Here is a 13,137-nt window from a genome sequence, read left to right as displayed (position 1 = left end):
GGAGGGCCCGCGATGAGTGGCGACGCTTCGAGCACCATCCCGGCTGCCGGGCAGCACCCGTGTTGCGGCACCGCCGAAGAGGCCGCGGCAGCCGACGCCTGCTGCGCCCCGCACGCCAAGGAGCAGGCGGTCACCGGCGGCGCCGGGTGCTGCGGCGCTGACGGCCCGCCCGACCAGCAGGCCCCACCCCGGCAGGCCGGCCGCAGCGGACGCGCCGACACGACCGGCGCGGGGGGACCACTGCCGGCCCCGGCCGTCGTGACCGGGGGCCGGCCGGAGGGCCTGCCGGTGGTGGTGATCGGCGCCGGGCCGGTCGGGCTGGCCGCCGCGGCGCACCTGCACGAGCGGGCTGTCGCCTTCCTGGTCCTGGAGGCCGGTGACCAGGTCGGCGCCTCGGTCCGGCAGTGGGCCCACGTCGGCCTGTTCAGCCCGTGGCGCTACGACATCGACGCCGCGGCGCGCCGCCTGCTCGACGCCGCCGGCTGGGCCGCGCCCGACGACGAAGGTCTGCCCACCGGCGCCGAGCTGGTCGACGCCTATCTGCAGCCGCTGGCCACGTTGCCCGCCATCGCCGCGCACCTGCGCCTCGGGGCCCGGGTGACCGCGATCAGCCGCGTCGGCGCCGACCGCGTGCGTACCCCCGGCCGCGCCGACCTGCCCTTCGTCGTCCGTCTCGCCGACGGCACCGAGGTCACCGCGAGCGCGATCATCGACGCGTCCGGCACCTGGCGCACCCCGAACCCGCTCGGCGCCAACGGACTGCCCTCCCACGGCGAGCCGGAGGCCGCCGACAGCATCGACCATGCCCTGCCCGACGTGCTCGGCGCCGCCCGCGAGCAGCACGCCGGCAAGCACACCATCGTCGTCGGCGCCGGGCACTCGGCCGCCAACACCCTGCTCGACCTGGCCCGCCTGGCCGAGACCGAACCCGGCACCCGCATCACCTGGGCAGTGCGCGGCGGCTCCGCCCAGCGAGCCTTCGGCGGGGAGGACGCCGACCAGTTGCCCGCCCGCGGCGCCCTCGGCTCCGGCCTGCACGCCCTGGTCGACACCGGCAGACTCACCCTGGTCACCGGGTTCGGCGTGCACACCGTGCGTCGCGGGACCGGCGGCATCACGCTGGTCGCCGCCGACGGGCGCACCCTCACCGCCGACCGTGTCGTGTCGGCGACCGGGTTCCGCCCGGACCACGGCATCACCGGCGAGCTGCGCCTGGACCTGGACCCGATCCTCGGCTGCACCCGCACCCTGGCCGAGCTGATCGACCCCAACCAGCACTCCTGCGGCACCGTCGCCCCGCACGGTCACCGCGAGCTCGGCCAGCCCGAGCCGAACTACTACGCCGTCGGCATGAAGTCCTACGGCCGCGCGCCGACCTTCCTGATGGCCACCGGATACGAGCAGGTCCGATCCATCGCCGCCGCGCTCGCCGGGGACTTCGACGCCGCCGACGACGTACGGCTCGACCTGCCCGAGACCGGCGTGTGCAGCTCCAGCCTCGTCGCCGAGAACGCCGCCCGCGAGGTCGCCGCCCGTTTCGGCCTCAGCCCGGACGTTCCGGTCGCGCTGGCCGACGCCACCATGTCGCTGCTGCCCACCGCGTCCGGCCCCGGCGACGCCGTCCGCGCGGCCGCCGACCGGATCGGCCTCGACCACGAGACCGCCCTGCAGATCGCCGCACTGGCCGACCGGCCCGGCGCCCTGCCCAGCGTCACCGGCCTGATCAGCCTCACCAGCTCCACCGGCGGCGGCTGCTGCTCGTGAACCGCCCGACCGGCGCCCCGGTGCCCGCCGGCCCCACGGCCGGCGGGCACCGCCCGTCGGAACACGGCAACCGGACCCTGGTGGCCGCGCTGGCGATCACTCAGACCATCGGCTACGGCACCCTCTACTACGCCTTCGCCGTGTTCCTCGTCCCGATCGCCGCCGACCTGCACACCTCAACCACCGCCGTGACCGGCGCGTTCACCGCCTCCGTGCTCACCTCAGCGGTCCTGGCCGTGCCGATCGGCCGCCGGCTGGACCGTCACGGCGGCCGGGCGCTGATGGCCGCGGGGTCGCTGCTCGGGACAGTGATGCTGGTGGCGTGGTCGCAGGCCGGCCAGCTGTGGCAGCTGTACGCGGTGCAGATCGGTGTCGGCGCCGCGTCGGCGGCCAGCCTCTACGAAGCCGCGTTCGCCGTGATCATCGCCTGGCACCGGCCGGACAGCCGCTCGCCGGCGCTGCTCGCGCTGACCGTGGTCGCCGGCTTCGCCAGCACCGTCTTCCTGCCGCTGACCGGCTGGCTCACCGCCCAGCACGGCTGGCGCACCGCGCTGCTGATCCTCGCCGGCATCCACGCCGTCACGGCACCGCTGCACGCCGCCGTCGTCCGGCCTCCACCAGCGGGCGGCCACGCCACGACGCGGGACCGCGACACCGGCATGCGGGCTGTCCGGGCCGCGCTGGCCGATCGGGGATTCTGGCTCCTGGCGGCCGGGTTCACCGCCCACACGACGGCGACCAGCGCCTACACCGTGCTGCTGATCGCCGCCCTCATCGGCTGGGGCCACCCGCCCGCCTTCGCCGCCACCGTCGCCGGGCTGCTCGGCGTGCTGTCCGTCGCCGGGCGGCTGATCACCACCGGCCTGCGACGCCGCTGCCGGACCACCACCGTCACCGCGGGCGTCTTCGCGGTCCAGGCCGCCGCGACCCTGCTGCTCCCGGCCGTCGGCGCCGGCGCGGGCGGCGCGGTCCTGGCGGTCGCCGGGTTCGGGCTCGGATTGGGCGTGGCCACCATCGCCAAACCCGTCATCCTCGCCGAGCGCTACGACACCCGCCGCTACGCCACCCTCGCCGGCATCCTGGTCGCGCCGATGACCCTCGCCAAGGCCGGCGCCCCACTGGCCGCGGCCGCACTGCACACCGCAACCCATTCGTACACCCCGGTGCTCGTGGCCATCGCGATCTGCTGCGCCGCCGCGGCCACCGCGATCGCGGCCTGCTCGCGCGCATCCTCACGGCCATAGGCCAGGCCGGTTCCCGAAGCGGTCCTCCCGACGAGCGGGCCGTGCCTGCCGCTGCGTCACCCATGAGCCGGTCCGTTTCCGCATCGTCGAACGCGCTGCCGGCGACGGGGGCTGGAAGCGGTGCTGCTGATCGACCGGCCTCCGGCAGGCGCACGCGGGCCTCCGCGACGTTGCGGGCTTCGGAGCGGTACCGGGTCGTGATCGTTGGAAGGATGATCCGAAGACCGCTGTCGCACGTACTGTGACCTGCCTGGATCTACTCCTGACACAGGCCGAGGGAGGTCGTTGTGCCCGCCGTCGACCGGATGGAGTCGTGGCGTCGTGGCTTGATGGCCGGCGTGCTCGCCGCCTTCGCCGTCACGATGCTGGATCCGCACGCCGCTCATGCCGGACCCGGCGTGGCGCCGACGGCCGGTGACGCGCAGGTGTCTCCCGGGCCCGCCGAGGCCGATCTGAGGTTCGAGTTGAAGGTCCGGCTGATCGGGGAGTTCCCTGAGTTGAGCGACGGCAGCATCCCGGCGTCCGACCGCGAGGCGCTGTTGACGACGCGCCTCGCGGAGCGGTGGTCCGCCACTCGATGAGCACCCTTCGGCGCGTCAACGGCAGGGCCCGCAGCCGCGGACCGCGCGATGGTGATAGGACAGGTCGTACAGGCCGCCCTCGGGTGATGTCAGGTGGTCGATGTCCTGTGGGATTTCGAAGCCGTGGAACTCGTCGCGCAGTTCCAGGACGGCACGGAAACCGGCCGGGCTCAGGGCGCCGCATCGGGCGAGACCGTCCGTGGCCACGTTGAGGTCGTAGATCTTCGCGGCCAGCGCGGGTGGCGTCTCGGCGTCGATCAGGAGCGCGATCGCCGCGTCCCGGTGGCGTGGGTCGAGAACCCACGACACGCCCCGTACGTACCCCCGGATGAATTTGATCGCTGTTGCCGGATGGGCGGCGAGCCACTCACGATTGGCGGCCAGCACACCGCCCTGGTAGGCGTCGAACAGGTCGCTCACCCTGCCGATCACCGGGAGTCCCGCCTCACGGGCCCGGACGACGCCCTCGGCGTTGATGATCGCCGCCTCCCAGGAGCCGTCGAGCAGGCCCTGGAAACGCGCGGGGGTGCTGCCCGCCGCGACGAGGGTGTAGTCGGCGCCGGCGGTCAGGCCCTTCTCCAGCAGGATCTTCTCGGCGGGCAGCCCGAACCCGGAGTGCGGCACATCGACGCCGACGCGCTTGCCGCGCAGGCTCGACGCGTCCGGATGGCCCGCGGCTCCGGTCAGGGCCAGTCCGAGTCCCTGATCGTGGGCGCCCACGATCACGTTGTCGAGGATGCGGCCGGCCGGGTTCCCCGGGTTGAGCTGGTAGTTGATGGCGTTGTCCATGGAGGAGACGATGAACTCGATCTCTTGCTGGTCGATCTGGATGAACGTCGGCCGCGAGGAGACGAACTGGGCGTAGTCGACGTTCAGGTGCTCGTCGGTGAAGAATCCGTTCGCCAGGGCCGCGAGGATCGGCAGCGATCGCGACGCCGAACGCACCCGGACCAGCGGGGGAGTGCCGGACCGGGCGGCGGCCGCCACCGGTGACGCGGACACCAGGACGGCCACCGCCGTCATCAACGCGAGAAGTCTTCGCATGACATGCATGCTTCTCCATGCGTGCGGTTCGCGGAAGCGACGGATCGCCGACTTTCCACTTCGCCGGGCGGGCCGCAGCGCCGGCGCGGTGTCGCCGATATCGGTCAGGGCCGGTGGCGGCGGGCCGGCTCTGCAGACTGCCTCGAAGGCGTGATGCGGGCGCCCGGGTGCGATCATCCTCCGATGGTCATGGAACCGGTGCCCGACTACGACGATCTGATCTGGTTGTTCGAGGAGGAGCCGACCTATCCGTACGCCCAGGACGAGAAGGCAACCGGCTACGAGTACGGCTGGCGACAGCTGTGGCCGTACACGTCGGTGACCTTTCGGACGACCCGGGCCGGTTACGAGGTCACAATGGACATCGAGCCCGGATACGAGGTCGTCCGGCTCCGGCTGCGAGCCGAGAACGGTGGCTCGGAGCTTCTCGATCTGGAAATCGCGGGTGTACGGACCGTCGGGGTCGAGCGTGGACCAGGAGGCCGTGAGCTGCTCCGGGTCGACTTCCCGGACGACGCGCCCGCGGCGACGCTGTGGCTGCGCATGAAGCCGGACGTCGCCGTCGTCTGGGCGTATGACGCGCATCCATCCTGATCGAGGGAAGCCGCCGGCAGTCGAGGTGCGGCGGGCCGGACCGGCAGCCCGGGGGCGTCGCCGGTCCGGCCCCGCAGATGCCGGGCGGGCGTCAGCGGCGCGGCTCCCAGCGGAACAAGCGGCCGGCCAGGGCGCCCGCCACGACGACCCACGCGGCGGTCGGGGCCAGCAGGATCAGGGAGTCGCCGAGAGCGACGCCGCCGTTCCAGGCGTTCAGCACCAGCTCGGTGGCCGAACCGCCGGGCAGCAGGCGCTTGAGCAGGGTCAGCTCCTCGGTGCCGCTGATGCCGACCCAGCTTGCCACGGCGATGACGCCGAGGCTGACCGGCAGCGTGGTCACCTGGGCGTGTTCGGGGGAGTTCGTCAGGCCGGCCGTGGCGAGGGCGAGACCGATCATCATGGCCAGGGTGGCGACGACCGCCGCGGCCAGCAGCGCGATGTCGGCCGGGCGGCCGGACACCGCGGCCAGGGCGGCCAGGATCGCGGTGACCTGCACGGCGGCCAGAATCGTGGCGGGCAGGATCAGGCCGGCGAGGATGCCGGCGTCGCCGGCGGCGGTCGAGCGCAGCCGTTTGAGGAACAGGTTCTGCCGGCGTGACGCCAGGGTCGTGACGGTGGAGGTGTAGAGGCCGAACGCGCCGACGGTCACCATGATGACGGCCGCGATGTAGCCGAGGCTGCCGAGGGCGGCGAAGACCTCGTGGCGGTAGATGAAGAACGCACTGACCGCGACCGGCATGATGAGGCTGGTGACCAGCACGAGACGGTTGCGGAAGATCTGGATGAGCTCACTACGAGCGATGGCGAGCACGGTGCGGGTCTCCTTAACGGTCGAGGGTACGGAAGACGTCGTCGAGCCCTGTCGCACCGGCGGACAGGTCCTCGAACTCGACGGCGTGGTCGTGTGCCCAGCCGAGCAGCAGGTGCAGGTCTTTCTGCAGGGTGAACGTCTCGACGACGACCGTGCCGTCACCGGCGGCGGCGGACGGCAGCGGCAGTGCCGGGGAGGCGGCGGGCAGCCGGAACCGGATGTGCGACGGCAGCGAGCGGGTAAGCTCACCGACCGTGCCCTCGCGGTGCAGGACGCCCCGGTGCATGAGCCCGATCCGGTCGGCGCGCTGCTGCGCCTCCTCCAGGTAGTGCGTGGTCAGCACGATCGTCGTGCCGTTCTCGCGGAGCCGGTCGACCGCCTCCCAGAGCGCGTCGCGTGACTGGATGTCGAGGCCGGTGGTCGGCTCGTCCAGGAACAGCAGCTCCGGGTTGCCGTACACCGCGGTGGCGAAGTCGAGGCGCCGCTTCTCGCCGCCGGACAGCTGCGCCACCACCGTGTCCGCCTTACGGGTGAGGCCGACGATGTCGAGGACCCGGCCGGCGTCGTCGTCACGGCGGGTGAGCGCGCCGATCAGGCGGACCGACTCGGCCACCGTCAGGTCCGGGGAGAAGCCGCTCTCCTGCAGCATGATCCCCATCCGGGGGCGGACCGCGGCACGGTCGCGGGGGCTGTGGCCGAACACCCGTACCGCACCCGACGTCGGTGTCCGGTGGCCCTCGACGATCTCCAGCGTCGAGGTCTTCCCGGCGCCGTTGGTGCCGAGCAGGGCGTACAGCTCGCCGGGGCGTACCTCGAAGGACAGGTCACGGACGGCGTGGAAGTCGCCGTACCGCAGATTCAGTTTCTCGACTGCGATGACCGGAGTTGGCATGACACAACACCATCAATTTCTCCGGGGTACGGTCAGTGCCGTCACGTCACGGCGACAGGTGACGTGGTGTCACTGTCCGGCGGGCGGCGGCACCCGAATACTGGACGGATGAACGCAAGATCGTTGCGCATCACCGAGGCGACGCAGGGCCGGCTGCGCAGGCTGAACCTGGCTTCCGCGCTGCCGCCCCTGGTGCTCGCCGCGGTGGTCGTGGTGGCGGTCGACGCGCGCACCTGGTGGCACGTGCTGGTGCTGGCGCCCGCTGTCGTCGCGGCGCTGGTGGCCTTCGAGCGGTGGACGGCCAACGACGTCGCCCGGGTGGCCCTGCCGTGCGTGATCGTCGCGGCCGCGGTCTGGCCGGTCGGGTCGCTGGTGATCGGCGCCCCCAACGCGTACTGGGGAATCTCCAGCGTCGCCTCGCTGGTCGTGCCCCGGTTGCCGCGCCTGCGGCACACGGCGGCGGCCGCACTGGTCGGCTATGTCACGGCGGTGGGCGCGGCCCGGCTGCTGGTCGACTCCGCGGCGCTGGTCGGTTACGTGCTGATCCCGGCCGTCGTCAGCGCGGTGGTCATGGTGCTGTCGTTCGTCGGGGAGCGGTTCTACGACATCGTCCAGGAGCTGGAGATGAGCAGAGAGCGGGAGGCCGAGCTGGCCGTCATCCGGGAACGGGTTCGCTTCGCCGGCGACCTGCACGACATCCAGGGCCACACGCTGCACGTGGTGAAACTGAAGGCGGTGCTCGCCGGCAAGCTGGTGCAGCGCGACCCGGCCCGCGCCGAGGAGGAGCTGCGCGAGATCCACGCCCTGGTCAGCGACACCATCGAACAGACCAGGAAGCTCGCGTACGCCCAGCACCGGCTCAACCTGTCCGCGGAACTGGAGAACGCGAAGAACCTGTTCGAGGCGGCCGGGATCCGGGTGCGGGTCACCCGCGAGGGCGAGGTGGACGCGCGTGCCGGGGAGCTGCTCGGGCAGGTGCTGCGCGAGACCACGACGAACATCCTGCGCCACTCCGAGGCGACCCGCGTACGCATCGTGGTGTCACCGTCCGGGATCAGCATCGGCAACGACGGGTTCGCCGGGGACACGGTGCCGGAGCTGCGCGGCCTGTCGGCGCTGCGGCAACGGCTGGCCGACGACGGCGGCACGCTGACCGTCACCGCCGGCGACGGGGAGTTCGTCACGGCCGCGGCCTTCCCGGCGGTGGCGCAGCGATGACGACAGTGGTGCTCGCCGACGACGAGGCGCTGCTGCGCAAGGCCCTGGCCGCGCTGCTGCCGCTGGAGTCCGACATCACCGTGCTCGCCGAGGCCGCCGACGGCGCCGCCGCGGTCGAGGCGACCCTGCTGCACCGGCCCGACGTGCTCGTCATCGACCTGGAGATGCCCGGGGTGGACGGGCTGGCCGCTGTCGCGTCCATCCGGGCGACCCGGCCGGACCAGGTCATCCTCATGTTGACCCGGCACGCGCGTCCCGGCGTACTCCGCAGGGCCTTGAAGTTGGGGGTGCAGGGTTTCGTCAGCAAATCCGCGGAGCCGGCGCACATCGCGACGGTGATCGGCACGCTGCGCGCCGGGCGCCGATGGATCGACCCGGACGTGTCCGCGCTCGCCGTGATGGACGACTGCCCGCTCACCGACCGCGAACTCGACGTGCTGCGGGTGACGGGGGAGGGCTACTCGGTCGCGGAGATCGCCGCCCGGCTGCACCTCGCGCAGGGAACGGTGCGTAACTACCTGTCGAGCGCCATGCAGAAGACCCAGACCCAGACCCGCCACGAGGCGGCACGGTACGCCCGCGAACACGACTGGATCTGACGAGACCGGAACACCGGCCGCTGCCGGGTCGGCCGATGGCTCTTGATCACGCCTGCGAAGGTGGAGCCACATCCGAGGGAGGGACGTGGCGATGGAGTTGATCCCGGCGCTGGGGCGGTACGCGGAGCGGTTTCACCGGGTTGCCGGGACGCAGCACCATGTGGCCTCCCCGCTGGGCGCCTGGCTGCTGCTGGCGCTCGTCGCGAAGGCGGCGCCACCCGGTCACGACCTGGCCGAGGACCTCGGGATGGACCCGGACGAGGCGGCCACGCTGGCCGGCGCCCTGCTCGAACAGCCGCACAGCATGGTGGGGGCCGCCTCCGCGGTGTGGTACGGCCCGGATGCCGACGTCTCCGGGCCGGCCGGCTGGTGGGCCGGGCTGCCACCGACGACGAGTTTCGGGCCGCTGCCGGGCCGGCCGGAGCTGGACCGATGGGTGCGGGAGCACAGCCTCGGTCTCATCGAATCCATGCCGGACGTCTCACCCCAGGCGCTGCTCGTATTGGCGACCGTGCTCGCGACGAAGGTCTCCTGGCGGGAGCCGTTCACGGCCACCCCGGCGGCGGACCTCGGCCCTGACTCGCCGTGGGCGTCCCGGCTGAGCCAGGCGCTGCGGACACCGCACTCGGGCCACCGGATGTTCATCGCCCGGTCGGAGCACGCCGGCGAGATCATCGTGCACGTGGCGTCCGGCGTGCCCGCCGAGGACCCCGACGACGACTACGACCAGACGGGTGGGCTTCAGGTGGTGTCGGTGGCCGCGGCGCCCGGCGTCGATCCGGCCCGGGTGCTGGCCGCGGCGTACGAGATCGCTCCCGCATGTGTCTCGGGCCGTCGGCCGAGGAGCCAGGTCTCGCTCGCCGGACTGCCGCTCGGTGAGACCCCGTTGTGGACCATCCGGGAGACCGAGGTGCACGGCGACAGCGAGCGCTACTCCGCGGTGCTGCCCTGCTGGTCGGCTCATTCCACGCTCGACCTGTCCGTGACGGGTCCGGGGTTCCCCGCCGCGGCGAAGGTCCTCGCGGGCCTGCTCGGGGTCGACGGGCTCGCCCATCAGGCGCAGCAGACGGCGGTGGCCCGGTACGGGCAGTACGGGTTCGAGGCGGCCGCGCTGACCTCGACGGTGTCGTACAAGTCCGTGGGACTCGGCCGGATGCTCGCGCGGGAGGCCGAGTTGCGGTTCGCTCATCCGTACGCCGTGGTCGCGGTGGCCTCGCAGACGTCCGGAACCGGCGGCACGACGCAGCCCGGACCGTGGCACGGGGTGCCGGTCTTCTCCGCCTGGGTGAGCGACCCGGACGACCTGTTCGAACGGTGACCGGCTGCGGCTCGGCCGGCACACGCGGGCGACGGCTGAGGTCCGTACCCTCCCGGCATCCCGACGGCGGCGACGCGATGGCTTCGGCGCTTCCGCAGGCGGCATCGAGGCGCCGGGTGAGCTGCTGCAGGGCCTCGACCGGCTCAGTGAACCCGCGCAGCCGCTATCCGGTACGACAAGCCGGCCGTTCCGCTGCGAAGCCATCGTGCCGGTCGCCGCGATCAGCGAACGGCTGTGGCCGACATCGGCACAGGCCTCACAGGTCGGTGAGGAGACGCGTGTAGAGGTTGTAGGCGTAGTCGCCGTTGCTGCAAGCCGCTGTGCTGGTCTGCGTCACCGGCACCCACGCGCCGTACCGGTAGTAGTCCCTACCGAACGGGTTCTCGTTGTCGCACGTCACCCGGACCTGGTACTGACCACTTCCCGTGTAGCAGACGAGGTATCCGGTGGTGTGCAAACCACCGTAGCCCTGACTGCAACCACCGATGGCAGCCGAGGCCGGGCTGGACGCGGTGAGGACGCCGCCGCCGACGACCGCCACAGCCACCATGATCTTGGCCAATGCTTTCCGCATCACAATCTCCTGTTCGCCGATGGCCATGCGGAGACGGTAAAAGCGCGAAGCGGGGTGCCGTAACAACATTCCGCGAGGACTAAAAGATGGCTGCGGGCTTGAGCCCCACAGTCTCAACAGACTGGGGCGGCCGGTGGTCGAAGGCTGCGGAGTGGTTGCTCGTCGTACCGGGTGGGGTGGTTGCCGCGAGCGGAATTGCAGGTGCGTCGCGGGCCCGCGGCTGAGACCATGCCGCGATGGTGGATCAGCACACTCGATCGGTTGCTGAGCGCGAGCTCGGGCTCCTCAGGGTGAATGAAGCCCGGTCGATCGATACGACGGAGCAGCGCCTACGGGAACTGGCGACCGACCCGATCCGACCGGTGAGACTGTGGACCGCCCGGAACCCGAACACCCCTCCGAATGCCGTCGCGATCCTCCTGCAGGATGCGGATCGCGGCGTACGGAATGAGGCTCTCTATCACCTGCGGGCTCCCGCGGCGGCACTGGAGGTTCTGGCCCGCCGGGAAGCGGAGGCAGCCGAACTCCCGAATGCGACGACCCACAAACGTCACGTCGTCGCTCACCATCCGAATACGCCGCTGCCACTGCGTGATGAGCTGATTGCGGCCGGTGTCTGTCCGGGGCGTCTCTGTGGCATACCGGCCGAACTCGTAAGGAGAGCCGAGTTCTTCTGTCGCCGTGGAGGCGGTAGCCCGTACGCCGAGCAGGAAAAGCCGGGCACCTCCCGGCTCCCGGAGGATGTCGCCGGCATCGCGCCGGATGCGCCGGCGGAAGGTGAAACGGACTGGCTGTCGATACTGCGTGCCCTGGACGAGCCGGGGAGAATGGGCTCGGCCGTCGGCTTGGAGTTCCCGAGCGACTTCGATCCTGCGACGACGCAAACTCGATTCGATCAGTTGGCCGAGGGATTGAGCGCGGCCTTCGGTTGTCCGTTGCCCGGAGGGCAGGGTCCACGGGAGGACGCCGCCTTTTTCGGGGTCATCCGGATCCCGGCCGAGGTCACCCGCACGTACGACCGAGGAAGCGGGCTGGCGGTCGTTCTCAGCAATTTCGGCGCCCTGACCGCTTGCCTGCCGTACCGGGTGGGGCCTGCCTCCGATGCCGCCCGGACGCCGCCGGTGCATCAGGAGGATTACCGCCTCATCGAGCAGGTGTCAGCGCAGGCGCAGCTCTGGCTCGTCCCCGGGCACATCCTGAAGATGCCGTACGAGGGCCCGAATCAATGGGTTTTCGGGTCTGCCGAAGCATCGTGGTACTGGCGGTTCTTCGACTACCTATAGGCGGCCGTCAAGGTCGTTAAGCTCGGGTCGTGCCGATTCCCCTCCGCTGGCGCCTGCTCGACATCGAGTCCGGCGAGACTGTCACCGAGTGCAGCGACATCGACGGTCTCTTCACCGACCGGGTGTTTCCGGCCCCGCCGGTGTACGAGCACTACACGCTGGTCGGCTGCCGGCCCACCGGCCCGTTGCGGGCCGCGATCGACGGCACCGGCCCGGACTGGCTCGGCATCCTCGTCGTCGAGCCCGTGCACGTTCCCGGACGCCCGGCCGATGAGCCCTGCGATCCCGGCGCCTGCCACGAGTGCGGCTTCAGCGTGGAGGAGCTTCTCGACGTCCGCCTCGTCGGTCACCGGCCCGCCGCTGACGGCTCCGACCGGCTCGACGTCGACCTGACCGGTCACCGCTTCGACGGCCACAACAACCGGCACGGCACCACCGCACCGGAAGCCTTCGGATACCGGCTGCTCGTCACGGGCATCGACGACCGGGCGGACGAGCGGGCCGGTGACTGCGGTGACATCACCGGGCTGTTCCGGCAACGGGCGGACCCCTGGCCACCGGGGCCACCGGTCACGTTGCTCGGCTGCCGCCCCGGCCCGACCGGCTCGATCGAGGCCGAGTTGGCGCACGTCCGTACCGACGGCACGGTGAGCAGCATGCCGGGGGAGCACAACGTGAGGGGAAAGATCGTCGCCACCCGTCCGTCGGCCCACGGAGACGGCCTCGTCGACCTCACCCTCGACGGGCCGATCATGGAGCCGCTGGCCGGCGTCGACCGTGCTCTCTGGGACATGTGGCGTTCCGGCGGCCCGACCCGGCCCCATCTGTGGGCGGCCCTCGACCGCGGTGGCCGCCGGCGGTGGGTGCGGGCCGCCGCGCTGCACCGCTCACACGAGCCCGACAAGCCCGCCGGCACCGTGTACCACCTGGACGGACGTCATGTGACCGACGAGGACGCGTTCTACTGCGCGCTCGGCGAGGCGATCAACGGTCCGGGAGGCTGGTTCGGCACCGACTTGTTCTGGGTGCACGAGTGTGCCACCGGCGACGGCGGCGCCACCCCCGGCTTCCGGCTGATCTGGCACGACTCCTCGGTGGCGCGGGCCCATCTGGTTCCCGGTTACGACCGGTTCACCTGGCGGGCCGCTCTCACCTTCGACTACCTGGTTCAGTTCCTTATCGAGGAGGGCGTGAAGGTGGAACTGCGGTGACGGC

General features: G+C 71.7%; 13 protein-coding genes. 9 read left to right on the top strand and 4 right to left on the bottom strand.

The window, feature by feature from the left end:
• The first annotated feature begins 12 nt into the window (after positions 1 to 12).
• The 3 genes from BM290_RS25530 (at position 13) to BM290_RS25520 (ending at position 3,589) form a co-directional block, all read left to right on the top strand.
• Entirely contained in the window at positions 13 to 1,764 is a 1,752-nt protein-coding gene (locus BM290_RS25530; RefSeq protein ID WP_093618280.1) for an NAD(P)-binding protein, read from the top strand.
• The gene (locus BM290_RS25525; protein WP_093618278.1) at positions 1,761 to 3,008 is read left to right on the top strand and encodes an MFS transporter; all 1,248 of its coding nucleotides are present in this window, start codon (positions 1,761 to 1,763) and stop codon (positions 3,006 to 3,008) included. The genes BM290_RS25530 and BM290_RS25525 overlap by 4 nt, the downstream gene beginning before the upstream one ends.
• A gap of 287 nt (positions 3,009 to 3,295) precedes the next feature.
• A complete protein-coding gene (locus BM290_RS25520; protein ID WP_093618276.1) occupies positions 3,296 to 3,589 on the top strand; it encodes a hypothetical protein in 294 nt (97 codons plus the stop codon).
• Positions 3,590 to 3,604: 15 nt separating this feature from the next.
• Here BM290_RS25520 and BM290_RS48615 read toward each other — a convergent pair whose 3' ends face one another.
• Positions 3,605 to 4,633, bottom strand: coding sequence for an ABC transporter substrate-binding protein (locus BM290_RS48615; protein ID WP_177319898.1), 1,029 nt, complete (start codon positions 4,631 to 4,633; stop codon positions 3,605 to 3,607).
• 183 nt (positions 4,634 to 4,816) lie between these two features.
• On the opposite strand from BM290_RS48615, the gene BM290_RS48610 reads away from it, so the two are divergent.
• A complete protein-coding gene (locus BM290_RS48610; protein WP_177319897.1) occupies positions 4,817 to 5,227 on the top strand; it encodes a hypothetical protein in 411 nt (136 codons plus the stop codon).
• A 91-nt stretch (positions 5,228 to 5,318) separates the two neighbouring features.
• Here BM290_RS48610 and BM290_RS25510 read toward each other — a convergent pair whose 3' ends face one another.
• Entirely contained in the window at positions 5,319 to 6,038 is a 720-nt protein-coding gene (locus tag BM290_RS25510) for an ABC transporter permease (protein ID WP_093618272.1), read from the bottom strand.
• Between the two features lie 13 nt (positions 6,039 to 6,051).
• A complete protein-coding gene (locus BM290_RS25505; protein ID WP_093618270.1) occupies positions 6,052 to 6,930 on the bottom strand; it encodes an ABC transporter ATP-binding protein in 879 nt (292 codons plus the stop codon).
• 108 nt (positions 6,931 to 7,038) lie between these two features.
• Between BM290_RS25505 and BM290_RS25500 the strand changes: the two genes are divergently transcribed.
• The 3 genes from BM290_RS25500 (at position 7,039) to BM290_RS25490 (ending at position 10,065) form a co-directional block, all read left to right on the top strand.
• Positions 7,039 to 8,148 (top strand): sensor histidine kinase, encoded by a 1,110-nt coding sequence (locus BM290_RS25500; RefSeq protein WP_093618268.1) that lies wholly within the window; start codon positions 7,039 to 7,041, stop codon positions 8,146 to 8,148.
• Entirely contained in the window at positions 8,145 to 8,747 is a 603-nt protein-coding gene (locus BM290_RS25495; RefSeq protein ID WP_093618266.1) for a response regulator transcription factor, read from the top strand. The genes BM290_RS25500 and BM290_RS25495 overlap by 4 nt, the downstream gene beginning before the upstream one ends.
• 91 nt (positions 8,748 to 8,838) lie before the next feature.
• On the top strand, positions 8,839 to 10,065 hold the full coding sequence (locus BM290_RS25490; protein WP_093618264.1) for a hypothetical protein: 1,227 nt from the start codon (positions 8,839 to 8,841) through the stop codon (positions 10,063 to 10,065).
• Positions 10,066 to 10,321: 256 nt separating this feature from the next.
• Here the strand turns inward: BM290_RS25490 and BM290_RS25485 are convergent, their stop codons facing one another.
• Positions 10,322 to 10,639, bottom strand: coding sequence for a hypothetical protein (locus BM290_RS25485; protein ID WP_143133947.1), 318 nt, complete (start codon positions 10,637 to 10,639; stop codon positions 10,322 to 10,324).
• Between the two features lie 236 nt (positions 10,640 to 10,875).
• Between BM290_RS25485 and BM290_RS47525 the strand changes: the two genes are divergently transcribed.
• Both BM290_RS47525 and BM290_RS25470 read left to right on the top strand, forming a co-directional pair.
• A complete protein-coding gene (locus BM290_RS47525) occupies positions 10,876 to 11,922 on the top strand; it encodes a hypothetical protein (RefSeq protein ID WP_143133946.1) in 1,047 nt (348 codons plus the stop codon).
• A 29-nt stretch (positions 11,923 to 11,951) separates the two neighbouring features.
• Entirely contained in the window at positions 11,952 to 13,133 is a 1,182-nt protein-coding gene (locus tag BM290_RS25470) for a barstar family protein (protein ID WP_093618257.1), read from the top strand.
• Positions 13,134 to 13,137 lie beyond the last annotated feature (4 nt).

Origin of the sequence: Actinoplanes philippinensis (assembly GCF_900113015.1) — a bacterium.
In the GTDB taxonomy this organism is placed as follows: domain Bacteria; phylum Actinomycetota; class Actinomycetes; order Mycobacteriales; family Micromonosporaceae; genus Actinoplanes; species Actinoplanes philippinensis.
The sequence above is the reverse complement of the archived record's forward strand: the minus strand, read 5'-3'. Positions and strand labels throughout refer to the sequence as shown.

Excerpts from the sequence above, each read along its gene's own strand:
- BM290_RS25500 (WP_093618268.1), top strand. The coding sequence starts at position 7,039 with ATGAACGCAAGATCGTTGCGCATCACCGAGGCGACGCAGGGCCGGCTG.
- BM290_RS25485 (WP_143133947.1), bottom strand. The coding sequence starts at position 10,639 with ATGCGGAAAGCATTGGCCAAGATCATGGTGGCTGTGGCGGTCGTCGGC.
- BM290_RS48610 (WP_177319897.1), top strand. The coding sequence starts at position 4,817 with ATGGTCATGGAACCGGTGCCCGACTACGACGATCTGATCTGGTTGTTC.
- BM290_RS48615 (WP_177319898.1), bottom strand. The coding sequence starts at position 4,633 with ATGCGAAGACTTCTCGCGTTGATGACGGCGGTGGCCGTCCTGGTGTCC.
- BM290_RS47525 (WP_143133946.1), top strand. The coding sequence starts at position 10,876 with ATGGTGGATCAGCACACTCGATCGGTTGCTGAGCGCGAGCTCGGGCTC.
- BM290_RS25490 (WP_093618264.1), top strand. The coding sequence starts at position 8,839 with ATGGAGTTGATCCCGGCGCTGGGGCGGTACGCGGAGCGGTTTCACCGG.
- BM290_RS25495 (WP_093618266.1), top strand. The coding sequence starts at position 8,145 with ATGACGACAGTGGTGCTCGCCGACGACGAGGCGCTGCTGCGCAAGGCC.
- BM290_RS25530 (WP_093618280.1), top strand. The coding sequence starts at position 13 with ATGAGTGGCGACGCTTCGAGCACCATCCCGGCTGCCGGGCAGCACCCG.
- BM290_RS25505 (WP_093618270.1), bottom strand. The coding sequence starts at position 6,930 with ATGCCAACTCCGGTCATCGCAGTCGAGAAACTGAATCTGCGGTACGGC.